The sequence below is a fragment of the Gordonia insulae genome, assembly GCF_003855095.1.
Lineage (GTDB): Bacteria > Actinomycetota > Actinomycetes > Mycobacteriales > Mycobacteriaceae > Gordonia > Gordonia insulae.
The window spans coordinates 5,370,612-5,391,886 of record NZ_CP033972.1 but is presented as its reverse complement, the minus strand read 5'-3'; the positions used below and the strand labels follow the sequence as shown (position 1 = coordinate 5,391,886).

Here is a 21,275-nt window from a genome sequence, read left to right as displayed (position 1 = left end):
GGTTCGCGACGACGGCCGCCACCATCGCGCGCAGCCCATCGAGTTCGACGTCGTCGGGTAGCAGCAACAGCGATGCCTGCGAGAAGTCCGCGAAATCGGCTGCGGTGTCGGCGCGTTCGATCATCGACGACACGGCCGGGGTGAGCGCGACCTCGCCGGTGCCGCCCCCGTCGAGTTCGTCGAGGCGCTCGGTCTCCCGGCCTGCGATCGCCCGGGCGATACCGCGGACCGTCGTGTGTTCGAAGATGTCGCGCGGCGACACGGCGAGCCCGGCGGCCCGCAGCAGCGAGGAGAGCTGGATGGACACGATACTGTCGCCGCCGAGGGCGAAGAACGAATCGGTGACCGAGACCCGCCGGAGTCCGAGGACCGCCGCGAAGACGGCCGCGATCCGGCGTTCGATGTCGGATTCCGGTTCCACGTGGCCGGTGTCGGGGGTGCCGAACGATGGTGCCGGGAGCGCGCGGCGGTCGATCTTTCCCGCCGGGGTGAGGGGGACCTCGTCGAGCAGGACCCAGACGGTGGGCCGCATGTGGTCCGGCAGCGTCGCCTCGACGGCGGCCACCGCGCCGGAGCGGTCGTCGACGCCGTCCAGGTAGGCGGCCAGATGCCGCCCGCCGCCCGGCGCGGTCACCACGTCGGCGGCCGCGTTCACCACGCCCGGAACCGAACGCAGCACCGCCTCGATCTCGCCGAGCTCGATCCGCTGGCCGCGCAGCTTCACCTGGAAGTCGTTGCGGCCCAGGTACTCCAATTCGCCGTCCGCGGTCCACCGGGCACGATCGCCGGTCCGGTAGAGGCGCCCGCCTGCCGGCCCATGGGGGTCGGCGACGAATCGTTCCGACGTCAGATCCCCGCGAGCCGCGTATCCGTGGGCGAGCTGGACACCGCCGAGATAGAGCTCACCGGGCACCCCGATCGGCACGATGCCCAGTCGCTCGTCGAGGACGTACGCGGTCGTGTTCGCGATCGGCCGGCCGATCGGCACGGCGTCGTCGCCGGTCCGCACCTCATGCCGGGTCACCACCACGGTCGTCTCGGTGGGCCCGTACTGGTTGTGCAACCGTGCCGCGGGCAGCGCGGCGAGGGTCCGTTGGGCGAGTGCCGGCGGCAGTGCCTCACCGCCGGTGAGGATGTGGCGGACGGCGCCGAGTCGGGCGAGGTCGGTCCGGTCGACCGAGTCGAGGAATGCCGACAGCATGGACGGGACGAAGTGCACCAGCGAGACCGCGTGCCGCTCGATCATCGCCGCGATGTGCGCGGGGTCGCGGTGACCCCGCTCGTCCGCGACCACCATCCGGGCGCCGGTGACCACGGGCAGGAACAACTCGCGGACCGATGCGTCGAAGGTGACCGGCGTCTTGTGCAGGATGGCGTCCCGGTCGCCGTGCCCGACGTCGCCTCCCACGTCGCCGACACCGTCGTGTACGCCGAAGGTCTCGGCGTCCACCAGGAGACGGTTGAGCACCGCACGATGAGACACGGTGACGCCCTTGGGGCGTCCCGTCGAACCCGACGTGAAGATGGTGTACGCGGCGTGGTCGGGACGCAGCGCAGCGGTGCGTTCGTCGTCGGTGATCGGCGACGGCATGGTGTCGTCGACGATGTCGGCGAGGTCGACACGCACGTGGTCCAGTCCGTCCGGCAGATCGATGTCGGCGCCGCCGGCGCCCACCAGCGCGATGCGCGCGCCCGCGATCGCGATCATGTAGCTGACGCGATCGGCGGGCAGCTCCGGGTCGATCGGCACGTAGCGCCCGCCCGCGGCGACGACCGCGTGGATGGCGATGACCATCTCGGCCGATCGCGGCAGGCACACCGCGACCGCGACATCCGGGCCGACGCCGCGTCCGATCAGCGTTCGCGCCAGTGATGCCACGTGGGTGACCCATTCCCGGCGGGTCAGTCGCGTCGCCGACGTCTCGATCGCGATGGCATCGGGCCGTGCGGCCGCGGTCGCGAACAGGTGATCGGGCAGCGTCGCGGTGATCTCCGGTGTGCGATCGCCGGCGCCGGAACGCAGGATCGCCGCGCGCTGATCGTCGTCGAGCAGATCGAGGTCGCCGACGGGCGAGGCGGTGCCGGCGCCCACGAGGGTCAGCAGACGTACGTACAGCGCGGCGATGCGTTCCACCGACTCCGCGTCGAAGAGGTCGGTGGCGTAGGCGATCCGGCCGACCATGTCGGTCCCGGTGTCGCGCACGCCGACGCTCAGGTCGAACTTCGCGGCGGCGGTGTCGGGTCGCTCGGCGGCGATGGTGACACCACCGAAGTCGATGTCGGACGCTTCTTGCCCTGCCGAAGAATCGGACAGGGGCGAGCGACGCGACGGGGAATGTGACAGGGGCGAGCGAAGCGACGGGGAATGTGACAGGGGCGAGCGAAGCGACGGGGAATGTGACAGGGGCGAGCGAAGCGACGGGGAATGTGACAGGGGCGAGCGAAGCGACGGGGAATGCGACTGCTCGAACGCCAGCATGGTCTGTGCCAGCGGTTCGAACGACTGCGACCGGACCGGGTCGAGCGCCTCCACGACCTGTTCGAACGGCGCATCGGCGTGGGCGAACGCGTCGAGATCGACCTCACGCACCGCGTCGAGGAGTGCGTCGAAATCGGCGCCGGGGTCGACCTGGGTGCGTAGTGCGAGGGTGTTGACGAACATCCCCACGAGGTCGTCGAGCGCTCGGGAACCACGCCCGGCGACGGCCGTCGCGATGACGATGTCCTGCGTACCCGACAGCCGTGCCAGGAGGGCGGCGAGCGCGGCATGCAACACCATGAACACGGTGGCGCCCCGAGCGTGCGCCTTCTCCGCCAACATGTTCCGGATCTCAGCCGGGATGGTGAAGGTGGTTTCCGCGCTGCGGCGGCTGGGTGTGTCCGGGCGTCGCCGGTCGGTCGGCAACTCGAGAACGTCGGGCACCCCGGCGAGGGTGTCGGTCCAATGGTGGAGTTGCCGCGCCACCTCGGAGTCGGGATCGGCGGGGTTACCGAGGCGGTTCCGTTGCCACAGTGCGTAATCGGCGTACTGCAGCGGCAGCGGGGACCAGCCCGGGGCGCTGCCGCCTACGCGGGCGCGGTAGGCCTCGACGAGGTCGCGGGCCAGCACCGGTGCCGACTCGCCGTCGGAGGCGATGTGGTGTGTGACGAGCACGAGCAGATGAGAGGCCCCGTCGGCGGCCGGCGCGACGCGTACCCGGATCGGCGCCTCGTCGGTGACGTCGAAGCCGCGCAGCACGATGTCCCGGGCGCCTCGTTCGTCGGTGACCGCCCAATCGATGCCGGGGTCGTCGAACTCCCGGTCGCTGCGCTCGCCCAGGTCACACTCCCCGTCGCTGCGCTCGCCCAGGTCACACTCCCCGTCGCTGCGCTCGCCCAGGTCAAGGATGCGCTGCTCCGGTGACCCCGCGCCATCCGCCGGATAGATGGTGCGCAGCACCTCGTGGCGTTCGACGATGTCGGAGACCGCGGCGCGCATCGCGTCGAGATCGATCTCGCCCGACAGCCGCAGCACCACGGGGATGTTGTAAGCCGGTGACGTCGGATCGAACTGGTTGATGAACCACATCCGCTGCTGCGCGTACGAGAGCGGGATGCGTTCCGGCCGCGGCTGCGGAACGAGTGGGCTGTGGGAGCTCCGCGCCGACGTGTCCGACAACGCCGCGACGAGCTCACGCACCGTCAACGCATCGAACAGCACGCGCAACGGGACCTCGACGCCCAGTGCATCGCCCACGCGGGCGGCGACCCGCGTCGCGGACAACGAGTTGCCACCCAGGTCGAAGAAGCTCTCCACGACCGACACCCGATCGGCGCCGAGCACGTCGGCGAAGACCTCGGCCACCGCCCGCTCCGCATCGGACGCGGGTTCCACGTACTCGCCGGCGACCACCTCCGGCGCGGGCAGCGCACGACGGTCGAGCTTTCCGGCGGCGTTCAGCGGAGCCTGCTCGAGCACGGTCCACACCGTGGGACGCATGTACTCCGGCAGCCTCTGCGCTGCGACTGCCGTCACGGCGGTCAGATCGATGGCATCACCGACGAGATAGCCGACGAGCCGCTCGTCTCCGCCGGGCGTGGTCGACACCGTCGCCGCCGCATGCACCACACCGGGTGCCGCGGCGAGGACCGCCTCGATCTCGCCGAGTTCGATGCGCTGGCCACGCAACTTCACCTGGAAATCGGTGCGCCCCAGATACTCCAGCGCACCGTCGGTCGTGACACGCGGCCCGCCCGCTCCGCTCCCGGCAGCGGCCCCATTGACCCGCACCAGGTCGCCGGTCCGGTAGATGCGCGTGCCTGCCGGCCCGAACGGGTCGGCGACGAAGCGATCGGCGGTGAGGTCGGCCCGCGCCGCATATCCCCGCGCCAACTGGACGCCGGACAGGTAGAGCTCGCCGGGCACCCCGGCGGGCACCGGATGCAGGCGCGCGTCGAGAACCCGAATCCCGGTGTTCCACACCGGACGTCCGATGGGTACCGCCGTGTCACCGGAACGCACCTCGTGGAACGTGACATCCACGGCGGCCTCGGTCGGTCCGTACAGGTTGTGCAATCGGGCGTTCGGCAACGCATCGAGTGCCGCCGCCGCCACCGAAGGGCCGAGTGCCTCGCCCGAGGTGAACACCTGACGCAGGGACGTCAGGTCGGCGAGGACATCGACACCGACGACGTCGATGAACGTCGAGAGCATGGTCGGGACGAAATGGACGGTGGTGGCCCGCGTATCGCGCAGCAGGGCGGCGAGGTAGGTCGGATCGCGGTGGCCGTCGGATTGTGCGATCGCCAGTCGGGCACCGACCATCAACGGCCAGAACAATTCCCACAACGAGACATCGAAGGTGACCGGCGTTTTCTGCACCACGACGTCGGTGAGGTCCAGCGGATACGACGACTGCATCCACGCCAACCGGTTCGCGATGGCGGCGTGGGACACCGTGACGCCCTTCGGCCGCCCCGTCGACCCGGAGGTGAACAGGGTGTACGCGGAGTGCGCGCTGCGCAGCGGCATCACCCGGTCGGCGTCGGACACCGGTTCGGCCGAGACCGCGATCGGCCGGGCCGCATCCACCGTCACCATCGTCACATCCGGGCCGGTCACATCCGGGCCGGTCGCGTCCGACCCGATCAGCGCGGTGGGCACCGTCGAGCCGATCAGGACCACCGCGGCGCCCGCGGTGGACAGCATGTACGCGGCGCGTTCGGCGGGCGCGTCCGGGTCGACGGGGACGAAGTGGCCGCCGGCCGCCGTGACCGCATGGATCGCGACCAGCAACTCCACCGACCGCGGAATGCACACCCCCACCGCGACATCGGGGCCGACGCCGTCCGCGATGAGTTCACGCGCCAGCGTCCAGACGCGTGCGCCGAACTCGCGGTAGGTCACCGATCGGTCGCCGAACTCCAGCGCGATCGCGTCCGGCGATGCCAAGACACTGGCCGCGACGTCATCGACGACAGTCGAGTCGTCGAGCGTGACGACGTCGCCCTGCGCGCACGCGACGTCCACGTCGCCGGTCGGGCACACGTCTCCGACGGCGATACCCGACGCGGCGAGCAGTTCGGCGATCAGCAGGGTGAAGGTGGCGCCCAACCCGACGATCCGATCGTCATCGAAGAGGTCGGTGGCATAGGTGATGGCGCCCGCCCACGAACGCCCGGCCGCCGGGAAGGCACCGAGATCGACACCGAGGTCCACCCGGGCGATCGGCTCACCACCGTCGTCAACCGGTTCCACACCGAGACCGTCGATCTCGACGGCCCGCGGTGCCGTGCCGGCAAGGTTCAGCCAGACCTGCGTCAATGGGGCGAACGACTCCGAGCGGACCGGCTGCAACCGCTCCACGAGATACTCGAACGGCACGTCCGCATGCCCGAACGCGTCGAGATCGATGTCGCGCACCTGCGCCACGAGGTCGTCGAAACTGCTCGCACCGTCGATCCGGGTCCGCAGCACCAGCGTGTTCACGAACATGCCGACCAGCGGATCGAGTTCCGGCCGACCACGACCCGCCACCGGCGTGCCGATCGCGATGTCCTCGGTCGCGGACAATCGGGCCAGCAGCACCGCCAGCGCGGCGTGCATCACCATGAACGGTGTGACGCCGCGTGCTGCGGCATAGTCGGAGATCTCGTCGACGACGTCGGCGGGAACCGCGAAGTCGTGGCGGGCACCGCGCATCGACGCGACCGGCGGCCGAGGACGATCGGACGGCAACACGAGGACGTCCGGGAGGCCGGCCAACTGGTCATCCCAGTACGAGAGCTGCTCACCGAGAACCGAATGCGGGTCATCGGCCGACCCGAGGACGCGATGCTGCCAGAGGGTCACGTCGGCGTATTGGACGTCCAGCGAATCGAACCCGGGTTCCGCACCGCGACTGCGCGCCGCGTAGGCCACGGCGACGTCCGAGATCAGCGGACCGATCGACTCGCCGTCACCGGAGATGTGGTGCATGACGACGACGAGGACGTGACGATCCGCCTCCTCGGCCAACAACCGGATGCGCAGAGGTGGGCGAACCGTGACGTCGAAGCCGGTGTCGACTGCCTCGGCGATCTCGCCGAGGCCGTCGACGACCGCCCAATCCAGTTCGGCCCGTGCGGAGTCGGCATCGACGATCACCTGTCGGGGGATCCCGTCTGCGGCGGGGTACATGGTCCGCAGGATCTCGTGGCGGTCGACCACATCGCCGACCGCCGCACGCAGTGCGGGGACATCGAGGGCACCGGTCAACCGGACAGCGACGCGGATGTTGTACGCCGACGACGCCGTGTCGAACCGGTTGATGAACCACATCCGCTGCTGCGCGAACGACAAGGGGATCACGGCGGGCCGCGGTCCGGCGACCAGTGCTTCCAGCTCGGTGTCGCCGGGTCTGGTTCGTCGCGCGAGGTCGCGGACAGCCGGCGCCTCGAACAGGTCACGGACACCGACATCGGTGTGCAGGGCACCCGCGACCCGGGCGGCCACCCGGGTCGCCGAGAGCGAGTTGCCGCCGAGGTCGAAGAAGCTGTCGGTCACCGAGATCCGGTCGACACCGAGAACGTCGGCGAAGATCTCGGCGATGGTCGCCTCGACCGCGCCGTCGGGTGCCACGAAGTCACCACCGGCGAACTCCGGTGCGGGCAGCGCCCGTCGGTCGAGTTTGCCGGCATTGTTGAGCGGGACGTCGTCGAGCGGCATCCACACGGTCGGGCGCATGTACTCCGGCAGCGACTCGGCGACCGTGTCGCGCACCGCATCCAGATCGAGCCGATCGCCGGGTCCCGCGGCCAGGTAGGCGACGAGGTGCTCTCCCCCGTCCGCGGACGTGGCGACGGTCGCCGCGGCGTGGATGACGGCGGGCGCCGAGGTCAGCACTGATTCGATCTCACCGAGCTCGATGCGCTGACCACGGAGTTTCACCTGGAAATCGGTGCGGCCAAGATACTCCACGGCACCCGACTGTCCCCACCGGACCAGATCCCCGGTGCGATAGAGCCGGGAACCGTCGCCGCGGAACGGATCCGCGACAAAGCGTTCCGCGGTGAGATCAGGGCGTGCCGCGTAACCGCGGGCGATCTGCACACCGCCGAGGTAGAGCTCACCCGCCACCCCCGGCGGAACCGGGCGCAGCCGGTCGTCGAGCACCCGGACGTCGGTGTTCCACACCGGCCCACCGATCGGTACCACGGTGGTGCGGTCATCGACGGCCTCGACGGTGTGCGCGGTCACCTCGACCGCGGCCTCGGTGGGACCGTACAGGTTGTGCAGCGCGACCTGCGGGAGGCGGACGCGGGCGGCCCGGGCGACCGCCGGTGGCAATGCCTCGCCGGCGATGTAGACGTGACGCAGCCGGGTCATCGCGGCGAGTTGGTCGTCGGCGACGACGTCGAGGAACGCGGCGAGCATCGACGGGACGAAGTCGACGGCGACGATCCCGAGCCGGGCGATGAGGTCGGCGAGATACGCCGGTTCGGCATGACCACCGGGCCGGGCCACCGCCACGCGCGCGCCGATCATGAACGGCGCGAACAGCTCCGGCACGGACACGTCGAAGGTGTAGGGCGTCTTGAGGATGGTGGTGGCGGTCTCGTCGATCCCGTCGAAGCTCGCCAGGCCCCATCGGAGCCGGTTGACCACGGACAGGTGCGAGACGGTGACACCCTTGGGCCGTCCGGTCGAGCCGGAGGTGAAGATCGTGTAGGCGGCGTGTTCCGGGCGCAACGGGGCGCGACGGTCCCCGTCGGTGACGGCTGCCGACGATTCGGCCGGGGCGCCTGCGGTCGTGTCGACGGGCGCAGTCGCGTCGACGAGCTCGGTGGGCAGCCCGGCCGCGGCGACCGCATCGGGCACCGACCCGGCGCCGACCAGGATCCGTGCCACCGAGGCGGTGTCGATCATGTAGCGCAGGCGATCGGGGGGCACATCCGTCTCGATGGGCACGTATTGCCCGCCGGCGACGACGACCGCGTGCACCGCGACGATCATCTCGATCGAGCGTGGGATGCACACGCCGACCGCCGTATCGGGCCCGACCCCGGACGCGATCAGCGATCGGGCGAGGCGATTCACGTGTGTGTCGAGGTCGGCATAGCTGATCGCGCGGTCGCCGTCGACGACGGCAACGGCGTCGGGGGTGCGTGCCGCCTGCTCGGCCAGTGCGCCACCGACGAACTCGGCGGGCACCTGCGCCGCGACACCCACGCCGAGGCGATCGACGAGGTCCCGGGCGGCCGGGCCGAGCAGATCGATGTCGCCGACGTCACCCGGATCGTCGGCGCCGAGCGCGGTCAGGATCTGTCGGTACGCATTGCCGAGGTGCTCGATCTGGCTCTGGGAGAACGCGTCCGGAAGGTATTTCAGCTGTAGCGAGATCCCCGTCGTCTCGGCCGACGCGCCGCGCACCGGCGCCGCCACCAGGTTCAGCGGATAGTGCGTCGCATCGCCCGTACGGACCTCGGTGATCTGCAGACCGTCGGTGTGACCGGCCTCGGCGATCGCGTCGGTGTCCACCGGGTAGGACTCGTACACCGTCAGTGTGTCGAACAACGTGTGATGCCCGGTGGTTGCGGCGATCTCGGCGAGACCCACGTGCTGGTGGTCGAGGAGTCCGGTCTTCGCGTCCTGCAGAGCACGGATCGCGTCGTCGACCCGTTGGGCGGGATCGACGGTCACCGCGACCGGCACCGTGTTGATGAACAGGCCGACCATCTGCTCGACGCCGTCGATGTCGGCGGGACGGCCGGACACCGTTTCGCCGAAGGCGACCGTCGCCTGGCCCGTCAACCGGGACAACAGGACCGCCCACCCGAACTGCAGCAGCGTCGACGTGGTGACACCGAGGCGTCGCGCGGTGCGCCCGAGGTCGGCACCCAGGTCGGCGCCGGCGGAGATGATGTGCGCGCGCGGTCGTGCGTCGTCGGTGGCGATCCGCCCCGGTGCGACGAGGGTGGGGCCGTCGAGGCCGGCGAGCGCCCGCGACCAGGCTGCGCGCCCGGCGTCGGTGTCACGCTCGTCCAGCCAGGTCAGGAACGTCGCGAAATCGCCGCTCTCCGTATCGGTCACGGGTGTCGCGGTCACGGGAGTGCCGCCGAAGTAGGTGGCGAAGAGGTCACCGAGGACCAACGGGCCCGACCAGCCGTCGACGAGCAGGTGGTGGTTGGTGACGACGAGCGATGCCCGCGAATCGGGCAGCAGCACCAGCGCGAACCGGATCAACGCGGGGTCATCGAGCACGAAGGGGCGGCGCAGCTGGTCGGCCGCGACGGCGTCGAGGCGCTCCCCCGGGTTCTCCTCGGATGTCCGCAGGTCGATCGTCGTCCATTCCGGATCGACGCGCTGCGGGACGACGGCGACGACCGTGCCCTCGATCGTCCGCACATAGCCCGACCGCAAGACCCGATGGTGATCGAGCAGTGTCGCCGCGGCGGCCCGCATCCGGTCGACGTCGACCTCGCCGGCGAGGTCGATGACCGCCTGGGTGACGTAGACGTCGACCTCGGCGTCGGCGGTGCCGGAGTCGACCGGCGTCGCGCCGAGCTCGGCCTGGAAGTACAGGCCCTGCTGGAGCGGAGTGAGCGGCCAGATCTCGGCGTCCGGGTGACGGCGGCGGAGGTCGTCGATCTCGGGCTGGGTGAGGCGTGGCCCGATCAGATCGGATGGAGACGGGCCGGGATCGGCGGTCTCGATGGCGCCGACGATGGCGGACAGCTCGGCGCTCCAGGAGTTCGCGATGTCGGTGACCTGGGCCTCGGTGAGTGACCCATCGCGGTGGGCGAAAGTGGCGCGCAATTCCCGGACACCATCGGCGACAACGGTGTTGACGTCCACCGAGAGTGTGGTCGAAGTGGACAGGGTGCCGCTGACGGTCGAGGGGAGCACCACGTCGTCGCCGGAGGGGAGGAACGCGGTGTCGCCTCGTCCGTCGGCTTCCGGGGTGCCGCCGGCGACATTGCCGAAGTAGTTGAAGCCGATCGCGGGCAGCGGACGGCGGGTCAGTTCGACGAGGTCGACGAGTTCGGCGGTGTCGAGCAGACGCGGTGCGAGGTAACGGAGGACGCCGAACCCGAGTCCGTTGTCGGTTCGGCCGCGGAGCTCTTCCTTGACCTCCTTGACAGTCCGGACGACGTCATGGTCGCGACCCACCGGTATGCGGACCGGCGAGATCGTGGTGAACCAGCCGACCGTGCGGGACAGGTCGGCTGCGCGCGGATCCGCACCGCGCGCGGCGATCTCGGACTCGCGTCCATGCCCTTCCACCTGGATGACGACCGCGTCGTCGGCGTTCGCCGGGTCGATGGCGCCGGCTCCGTGAACAGCCCGGGCGAGCGCGGCGATCAATGCGTCCTGGGTGCCCGCCGCGAAGGCGTCGGGCACGGTGGTCAGCAGTGCCCGGGTGACGTCGGCGGCGACCGTCACCGTGACGGTGTGCGGCGAGCGGTCGTCATCGGTGTCCCGGGTCGGCTCGGTGACCGGGAGGGCCGCGGCGGGCAGGCGGTGCAGCCAGTACGGCAACTCGGCCAGGCGGTCACCGACCTGCTCGGCGAGCAACTGCGACCACCGTCGAACCGAGGTGCCCTCGGGCGTCGGGGCCGGGGCGAGACCGGATCGGAGCTGGGACCACATGGTCGCGAGGTCGGTGACGATGGTCGACCAGGACACCGCATCGACCGCTAGGTGGTGCACGACGATCAGCAGGCGGGCGTCGTCACCGACGGCAGCCGTGTCGTCGATCCCCCCGGCGCCGGTTGTCAGCACCACGGCACGCAGGATGTCGCCGTGCGCGGGATCGAGCTCGGCAAGTGTTGCGGCGTGCACGCGGCCGACCGCCTCGGCGAACCCGCCGGTGCCCGGTTCCACGGACACCGGCGCGGACCGCAGGACGTTCTCGACGTCGACGGTGTCGCACGTGTGGAGCGTCCAGCCGTCGCCGGTCTGCGCAAGCCGCGCCGACAGCATCGGGTGCGCGGCGATCAAGGCATCGAGCATGACGGTCAGATCGGCGCGGGTCGCGTCGGCGGGCAACCGCAGGATCGTCGACTGTGAGAAGTCGGCGAAGTCCGACGGGGTGTCGGCGTGCGCGATCATCCAGTCGACGATCGGCATGATCTCGGTGTCGCCCGACGGACCGTCGGCGGGCTCCGCGAGCGGCTCGAGGGCGACGGCCGCGGTACCTGCCGCCCGGGCGATCTCGCGAATCGTCTTGTGCTCGAAGATGTCGCGGGGAGTCAGGACCAGCCCCACGGCCTTCGCCGTAGACACGAGCTGGATGGACATGATGCTGTCACCGCCGAGGGTGAAGAACGAATCGGTGGCGCCGACCCGGTCCACGCCGAGGAGCCCGGCCACGATGCCCGCGAGGGCTCGTTCCGCATCCGTTGCGGGCGGGACGAATTCGGCGGTCACGCCGAAGTCGGGCGCGGGTAGGGCACCGCGATCGAGCTTGCCCGCCGGGGTCAGCGGCAGCGCGTCGAGCACGATGAGTTGCGCCGGGGTCATGTGCGCGGCGAGCCGCCTGGCGGCCTCGCGTGTCACGACGTCGATGTTCGGGGTGGTCTTGTCGTCTCCGACGAGATAGCCGACGAGTCGAGTGCGTCCGGTGGCGTCCGATGCACCGACGGTCACCGCGTGCGCCACTCCCGGTGCCGCCGCGAGCACCGCATCGATCTCACCGAGTTCGACGCGCTGGCCGTTGATCTTCACCTGATGGTCTGCACGGCCGGCGAATTCGATCTCACCGGACGGTGTGCGACGGACGAGGTCACCGGTGGCGTAGAGCCGCGAGCCGGGCAGGCCGAGCGGGTCGGCGACGAACCGGGTCGACGTCAGGCCTGCACGGTCGAGGTAACCGCGGGCAACCCCGGGGGCGGACAGATACAGTTCGCCGACGACGCCGTGCGGGACGGGGTTGAGACGGTCGTCGAGGATGTAGGCGGTGACGCCGCGGATGGGCCGCCCGATGGTCACCGGCCGGCCGGGGCGGGACCGTCCGGCGGTCGCCCACACGGTGGTCTCCGACGGTCCGTAGAAGTTGAACAGCGCGCGCCCGGGCGCCCATCTCTCGACGAGATCGGGCGGGCACGCCTCCCCCGCGGTGGCCAGATGCTTGAGGTCGGTCAGACCCGACGCATCCATGGTCTGCAGGACGGTCGGGGTGATGACCGCATCGGTGACCCGGTGGCGCGCGATGAGCTCGGTCAGTTCGGCGCCGCCATAGATCTCGGCCGGCGAGATCACCAGGGTGTGACCCGAGCCGATGGCCCAGACCATCTCGAAGAACGAGGCGTCGAAGCTCGGGGACGCGACGTGGAGCACGCGGGTCGCGGAGCCGTACGAGATCTCCCGATGGGCGCCCACCAGATCCGAGACACCCCGGTGGGTGACCGCGACCGCCTTGGGTCTGCCGGTGGAACCCGAGGTGTAGATCAGGTACGCGAGGCCGTCGAGACGGACCGGTGCGATCCGGTCGTCGTCGGTCACGGTGCCCGCCGACTGCGATCCGGCCTCCGCGATCATCTCCTCGTCGTCGAGCACCAACCAGCGCGGCTGCTCACGATCGCCGAGGAGATCGCGGTCGGCGATGGTCGTGATCCCCAGGACCGCACCGGAATCGGACAGCATGTGGTCGATGCGCTCGTCGGGATAGGTCGGGTCGATGGGCAGGTAGACGCCCCCGGCCTTGATCACCGCCCAGGTGGCGATGACCGACTCCACCGACCGCGCGATGCCGACCGCGACGACGACCTCCGGCCCGATGCCGCGGCGGATCAGACTGCGGGCGAGGCGATTGGTGCGGGCCTCGAACTCGCCGTGATCGATCGTCTGGTCGTCGGTGACGACTGCCGCGTGATCGGGGTCGAGGGTGCGGTCGACGAGGATCTCCGGGAGCGTCTTCCCGCCGCCGAAGGTCTCGTTCGCCCGGGCCGCCGCCGCGAGTTCGGCACGGACGGCGTCCATCTCGCGCCGCTGGGCGTCGTCGAGCAGATCGATGTCGCCGACGACGGCGGTGCGATCGGCGGTGATCGCGGCGAGTACGCGCAGCCAGGTGTCGGCGAATCCGCGGACGGTCGGCTCGTCGAACAGTGCTCGTGCATAGAGGAAGTCGGCGGACAGGTCGGGAATCCCGCCGTCTCCCGGGCACTCGAGCACGCCGACCGTCAGGTCGAACTTGGCGTCCCGCTCCGCGATGTCGAGCGCCTCGACGTCCAGTCCGGCGCCGGCGAACGCGTCCCGGCCGGCCACATCGTCGGTCGCGTAGGTGAACGCGATCTGGGTGAGCGGGGCGTGCGCCGACGACCGTTCGGGTGCCAGCGCGTCCACGAGTTGTTCGAAGGCGACGTCGGCGTGGGCGAAGGCGTCGAGGTCGACAGCGCGGATCTCGGCGAGGAAGTCGCCGACCGAGTCGGCCGGGTCGACGGCGGTGCGCAGGACCAGGGTGTTGACGAACATCCCGATGAGATCGTCGAGTACCGCCTGGCCGCGGCCGGCGACCGGTGCGCCGATGACCACGTCGCGCGTCGCGGCGAGCCGGGAGACGGTGAGCGCAAGTGCGGCGTGGCACACCATGAACGGCGTCAGACCGGTTTCCGTGGCGGTGCGGTGCACGGCCGCGGCGAGCTCGGTCGGCACGTCGATGCCGACACGCTCGCCCTCGGGGTCGAGTACCGCGGGCCGCGGACGGTCCATCGGCAGATCGGTGACCGCCGGGATGTCGTCGAGCACGGACAGCCAGTGCGTGAGCTGTCGGCCGATCGGCGAGGCCACGTCGTCGGTCCGGCCGAGCGTCTGGTGTTGCCAGAGCGCGACATCCGCGTACTGGACGGTCGGCGGCTCGACGGCCGACCCGCCACCGGTGCGCGTGAGGTAGGTGCGGACCAACTCGGCTGCGAGCACCCTGGCCGACTCACCGTCGAAGGCGATGTGGTGGCACACCACGATGACGTCGGTGGTGTCGGAATCCGCCGCGTGCCAGATCCGTCCACGAATGGGGAGATCGGTCACGACGTCGAATCCGCGCGCGGTGACGGCCGGCAGGTCGCCCGGCTCACCGGCGATCGACCAGTCGAGACGCTCGGCGGCGTCGGCGGCGCCGATGATGCGTTGGGCGGGTCGCCCGTCCACGGTCGGGTAGACGGTGCGCAGGACCTCGTGTCGGCCGACGACGTCGATGAGGGCGCCATGGAGGGCATCCATGTCGACGTCGCCGCGCAGGCGGAGGCCGAGGGGGATGTTGTACGCCGAGGACGCGGTGTCGAACTGGTTGATGAACCACATCCGCTGCTGCGCGAACGACAGCGGGATGACCTCGGGTCGGGTCTGCGCGACGATCGGGGCCGTCGCTCCGGTACCCGGCCGGACCCGCTCGGCGAGTGAGCGCACCGTGGGCGCATCGAACAGGTCACGCACCGACACGTCGGTGTCGAATGCACGGCCGACACGCGCGGCCACCCGGGTCGCGGACAGCGAGTTGCCACCGAGGTCGAAGAAGCTCTCGGTCGACGAGGCACGCTCGATGCCGAGGACGTCGGCGAACACACCCGCGATGGTCACCTCGATGTCGGTGGTCGGCGCGATGTACTCGCCGCCGCCGAACTCCGGTGCGGGCAGGGCACGTCGGTTGAGTTTGCCTGCGCCGGTGAGCTCGACGCGCTCCAGCGGTATCCAGACCGTCGGCCGCATATACTGCGGCAGCAGGCGGGCCACCCGCGCCTTGGCGGCGTCGAGGTCGACCGCCCGGGCCCCGGGACGGCCGGCCAGGTAGGCGACCAGATGCTCCGACCCGTCGGCGGTGGTCGCCACGGTGACTGCGGCATGGACCACTCCGGGTGCGGCCGCGAGCACCGCCTCGATCTCGCCGAGTTCGAGGCGCTGGCCCCGAAGCTTGATCTGGAAGTCGGTGCGGCCCAGGTAGTCCAGGTCCCCGTGCGGGGTGTGCCGTACGAGGTCGCCGGTGCGGTACAGACGAGCGCCGGGGTCGCCGAACGGATCCGCGACGAACCGGTCGGCGGTGAGGTCCGGGCGCGCGGCGTACCCGCGGGCGAGTTGCACGCCGCCGAGGTAGAGCTCGCCGGGTACGCCGGCGGGCACCGGGTGCAGCCGCGCATCGAGGACGTGGGCGGTGGTGTTCCAGACCGGACGACCGATCGGCACCTCGGTGTCACCGTGGCGCACCTCGTGGAAGGTCACGTCGACTGCCGCCTCGGTCGGCCCGTAAAGGTTGTGCAGCCGCGAGTTCGGCAGCGCATCCACCGCGGCCGCGGCGACGGACGGCGCGAGCGCCTCTCCCGAGGTGAACAGCTGTCGGATCGAGGTCAGCGCCGAGAGCCCCTCGGTGCCGAGGACATCGAGGAACGTCGACAGCATCGACGGCACGAAGTGCGTCGTGGTGACCCGCTGCTCGCGGATCAGCTGCGCGAGGTAGGCGGGATCGCGGTGACCGCCCGGACGGGCGATGACCAACCGTGCACCGACCATCAACGGCCAGAACAACTCCCACACCGACACGTCGAAGGTCACCGGCGTCTTCTGCACCACCACGTCCGCCGCACGCAGCCGATAGGAGTCCTGCATCCAGGCCAGCCGGTTGGCGATGGCCGCATGCGAGACGACCACACCCTTGGGATGTCCGGTCGACCCGGACGTGAACAGCGTGTACGCCGCGTGGTCGGCGAACAGCGGCGCGCTGCGATCGGCGTCGGTGACCGGCGAGGTGTCCCCCGTGACCGGCGACCCGAGATCGGCGACCACCACCGCACGGTTCGCCGCGGCGAGCACGCCGGGTACGGTACCCGGGCCGACGATCACCACGGCCGCGCGGGCGGTGTCGAGCATGTGGTCGATGCGTTCCGCCGGGGCGTCCGGGTCGACCGGTACGTAGTGTCCGCCCGCGGTCACCACCGCGTGGATGGCGACCAGCATCTCCGCCGACCTCTCGACGGCGACGCCGACGGCGACGTCGGGGCCCACGCCCGAGCTGATGAGCTCGCGCGCAAGGCTGTTCACCCGTGCGCCGAAGTCGGCATAGGTGAGGGTGCGGTCCCCGTCGACGAGCGCCGGTGTGCTGCCGTGGGCGCGGATCGCGGCCGCGATCGCATCCGGCAGTACCGCGGCGTCGGTGTCGACCTCGAGACCCTGCGCCCACGCGCGCAACCGGCCGCGCCCGGCGGCATCGACGAGTGGCACGTCGCCGATCGCCTGGGTCGGGTCGTCGACGGCGGCCCGCAGCACCGCGACGTACCAGTCGGCGATGCGGGCCGCGCTGTCGTCGTCGAACAGGTCGGTCGCGTAGACGATCGAACCGTCGAGGGCGGTGAGCCGGCCGTCGTCGGTCCGGGTCGCGGCCAGACCGACGGTCAGGTCGAAGCGTGCGGCCGGCTCCCCGGGGTCGGCCGGAGCGATGTTCAGGTCCGGCAGGTCGATTCCCGATTCCGCATGCTGTTCCAGCGTGAACATCACCTGGGCGAGCGGGGCGAACGCCTCCGATCTGGTGGGGGCGAGACGTTCGACGAGATGCTCGAAGGGGACGTCGGCGTGGGCGAAGGCATCGAGATCGGTTCCCCGGGTGGCGGACACCAGTTCGTCGAATGTCATGCCGGGGTCGATCGCGCTGCGCAGCACGAGCGTGTTGACGAACATGCCGATCACGTCGTCGAGCGCGGCTTGTCCGCGGCCCGCGACGGGTGTCGCGATGGCGACGTCGGTGGTCGCGCCGATGCGGCCGAGCAGAGCGGCGAGGGCTGCGTGCAGCACCATGAACGGTGTCGCACCATGACGCCGGGCGAGTTCGTCGACGGCCTCGACCAGATCGGCGGGCACGTCGAACTCCGCGAGCCCACCCCGCAGCGACGCGAACGCGGGACGGGTTCGGTCCGTGGGGAGTTCGATGACGTCGGGCAGGTCGGCGAGTTGTGCGGTCCAGTAGGCGACCTGCTGTCCCGCCACCGAGCCCGGGTCGTCGGCGGAACCGAGCACCCGCTGCTGCCACAGCGCGAAGTCGGCGTACTGGACGGACAGTTCCGGCCAGTCCGGCTCGTCGCCCGCGACGCGCGCCGTATAGGCGGTGACGATGTCGCGCAACAGCGGGGCGAGCGACTCACCGTCGGCCGCGATGTGGTGGATGATCACCACGAGCAGGTGGACATCCTCCCCGGTCGGGACGAGTGCCGCACGGATCGGCAGGTCACTGGTGACGTCGAAGGGCTGCCGGGCGAGATCGAGCGCGGTGGTGGTGTCGGCGGGTCGACTCCACCAGGTCGTGTCGGTCACCACGCTCGTGGGGTCGAGGATCTGTTGTGTCGCATCACCGTTCGCATCGGCCGGGAAGACGGTGCGCAGGCTCTCGTGGCGGACGATGACGTCGGCGAGCGCGGCGCGCAGCGCGTGCGCGTCGAGGCGGCCGGTGAGCGTCAGCGCGAACGGGATGTTGTAGGCGGGCGACGACGGGTCGAACCGGTTGATGAACCACATCCGCTGCTGTGCGCTGGAGAGGGGGATGTGGTCGGGGCGTGTGGAGGCGGTCAGTACCTCCATCGCCGGACCGGCGACATCGGCGGCGCGCGCGGCGAGCGCGCGGACGGTCGGTGCGTCGAACAGGTCGCGCACCCCGACCCGGGTGCCCAGGACATCGCCGATGCGGGCGGCGACCCTGGTGGCCGAGAGCGAGTTGCCACCGAGGTCGAAGAAGCTGTCGGTGGCCGACACGGCGTCGAGGCCCAGGACGTCGCCGAACACGGTGGCGACGGCGCGCTCGGCGTCGGTGCCCGGTGCGACGTACTCCCCCGCCGCGAATTCGGGTTCGGGCAGCGCACGCCGGTCGATCTTGCCTGCCGTGTTCAGCGGCATCACGTCCAGCAGCGACCAGACCGTCGGACGCATGTACTCCGGCAGCGCCCGCGCGGCGGTCGCCTGCACGGCCTCGATGTCGATCGAATCGCCCGCGAGGTGGCCGATCAGATGGTGGTCGCCGCTGGGGCTCTCGCCGACGGTGGCCGCGGCTTGCACGACACCCGGAGCCGACGCGAGTACGGCCTCGATCTCGCCGAGTTCGATCCGCTGGCCGCGCAGTTTGATCTGGAAGTCGGTGCGACCCAGGTACTCCAGCGAGCCGTCGGAGGTGTGCCGCACCAGATCGCCGGTGCGATACAGGCGGGTACCCGGTTCGCCGAACGGATCGGCGACGAACCGGTCCGCGGTGAGGTCGGGTCGGGACGCGTAGCCACGCGCGAGCTGCACGCCGCCCAGATACAGTTCGCCGGCCACCCCGGGCGGGACCGGGCGCAGCCGGGAGTCGAGTACCCGCGTGATGGTGTTCCGGACGGGACGTCCGATCGGCACGACCGTGTCCCCCGGCAGGACCTCGTGGGCGGTGACGTCCACGGCCGCCTCCGTGGGCCCGTACAGATTGTGCAGCCGGGCATGCGGAAGTGCGTCGAGTGCGGCGGCCGCCACCGTCGGTGTGAGCGCCTCGCCGGAGGTGAACACCTGCCGCAGCGACGTCAGCTCGGCGAGGCCGGTGGCACCCAGCACGTCGACGAAGGCCGACAGCATCGACGGGACGAAGTGGACGGTGCCGGCCCGCGTGTCCCGCAGCAGGGTCGCCAGGTAGCGCGGGTCACGGTGGCCGTCCGGGCGGGCGATCACCAGCTCCGCACCGACGGTCAACGGCCAGAACAGTTCCCACACCGACACGTCGAAGGTGACCGGTGTCTTCTGCACGACGACATCGTCGGCGTCCAGTGGGTAGGACGCCTGCATCCACGCGAGACGGTTCACGATCGCCTCGTGCGTCACCGTGACGCCCTTGGGGCGACCGGTCGATCCGGAGGTGAACAGTGTGTAGGCGGGATGATCACCGCGAAGCGGCGCGATCCGGTCGGCATCGGTCACCGGTGCGACGATCGCGGCCGGGGCCTCGGTGTCGACGACCACGACGTCGGTGTGCGGCACGCCCGCGTCGGCCGCCGGGAACGACGTGAACGCGGCATCCGGCCCGGTGGAGCCCGAGACGAGCACGAGACGGGCGCCCGAGGTGTCCACGATGGACGCGACGCGGTCAGCCGGGGCCTCCGGGTCGATCGGTACATAGTGGCCGCCGGCCGCGACGACCGCGTGCAACCCGACGAGCAACTCCACCGATCGTGGGATACACACGCCCACGGCGACGTCCGGCCCCACACCGCGTGCGATCAGGTCGCGGGCGAGTGCCCATACCCGCGAGCCGAATTCGCCGTAGGTGACCGAGCTGTCGCACTCCCCGTCCCGGCCCCCGAACACCAGCGCGGTCGCGTCGGGCGTCGAACGGATCTGCGCGGCAACCCGATCAGCCAGGGTCGCGGGTTCGAGATCGACCCGGTCCCCGTGCGCCCATCCGGTCACGAGTGCACGATCGGCGTCGCCGATGGTGTCGACGTCGACGAGTCTGCGCCCGGGTGCCTCGACGAGCGCGGTCAGCACCGTCCGGACATGATCGGCCACGCGTACGACGTCGTCGTCGCCGAACACGCTCGGCAGATACTTGTAGGCCAGCCGCATGCCGTCCCCGTCGGGACCGGCGATGAGGTTCAGCGGGTAGTGCGTGGCATCGGCGACGTCGACGCCGGTGATGTCCAGGCCGGCCGCCCGGCTCCCCGAGGCGAGGGCGTCGGAGTCGACCGGATAGGACTCGTAGACGGTGAGGGTGTCGAACAGGACCGGATGTCCGGCGATCTCACCGATCTCGGCGAGTCCCAGATGCTGATGATCGAGCAGTCTCGTCTTCGCGTCCTGCAGGGCGGTGGCGACCTCGGCCAGGGTCGCATCGGGATCGCAGTCGACGATCACCGGGATGGTGTTGATGAACAGGCCGATGGCGGACTCCACGCCGTCGAGGTCGGCCGGTCGGCCCGCCACGGTCTCGCCGAAGGTCACGATCTGCTGACCGGTCAGCCGGGAGAGCGTGAGCGCCCAGGCGACCTGGATCGCGGTCGACGGCGTCACCCCGTGGTCGCGGGAGAATCGATGCAGTCCGGACACCAGCGCGTGGTCGAGGTCGACGCCGAGTTCGGCGGGTGTCGCCGCCACTGCGACCTGCCCGGGCGCGAGGAGTGTCGCTCCCTCCACCGGCGCCAACGCCTCCCGCCACGCCTCCAGTGCGGCGGAGCGATCGCGCCCGGCGAGCCAGGCGAGGAAGTCGTCGTACTCGGCCCGCGGCGCAGGCGGAGTGGGGATCGCCCCGTCGGCGAGGTAGGCGGCGAACAGATCGGCGATCACCAGCGGTCCGGACCAGCCGTCGAGCAGGATGTGGTGGTTGGTGATGATCAACCGGTGCTCACCCGACGGCATCGCGACCGCGACGAACCGGATGGGGCCGGGCCGGGTCAGGTCGAATCGGGCGAGGCGCTGCTCATCGGCCAGTTCACCGAGGCGAGTCCGTGCCGCCGCCGGGTCCAGGGCGCCGAGATCGACGCTCTGCCAATCGGGTTCTGTATGCGGTGGTACCACCGTGACCGGCGTGCCCGCCGACGTACGGACGTACGCCGACCGCAGGACGCGGTGCGCGCGGAACAGTTCGGCGGCGGCGCGTCGCATCCGCGCCTCGTCGATCCCGCCGGCGATCTCGATGACTGCCTGCACCGAGTACACGTCGATGTCACCAGGTCGGTCCGCGACCTCCGACTGGAACAGCAGCCCCTGCTGCAGGGGCGACAACGGCCACAGGTCGGCACCCGGGTACCGCGCGACCAGTTCGTCGATCTCGTCCTGGACGAGACCCGTTGCCGTGACGTCGGATTCGGACGGTCCGGGATCACCGACC

1 protein-coding gene (only partly in view) is annotated in these 21,275 nt (G+C 70.7%); it reads right to left on the bottom strand.

The whole window is internal to a non-ribosomal peptide synthase/polyketide synthase gene (locus D7316_RS24470) on the bottom strand: the coding sequence, 45,597 nt in all, runs 6,521 nt past the left edge and 17,801 nt past the right edge, and what appears here is coding positions 17,802-39,076 (codon 5,934, partial, through codon 13,026, partial); the first complete codon in reading order (the gene reads right to left) occupies positions 21,272-21,274. Both codon boundaries (start and stop) fall beyond the window edges.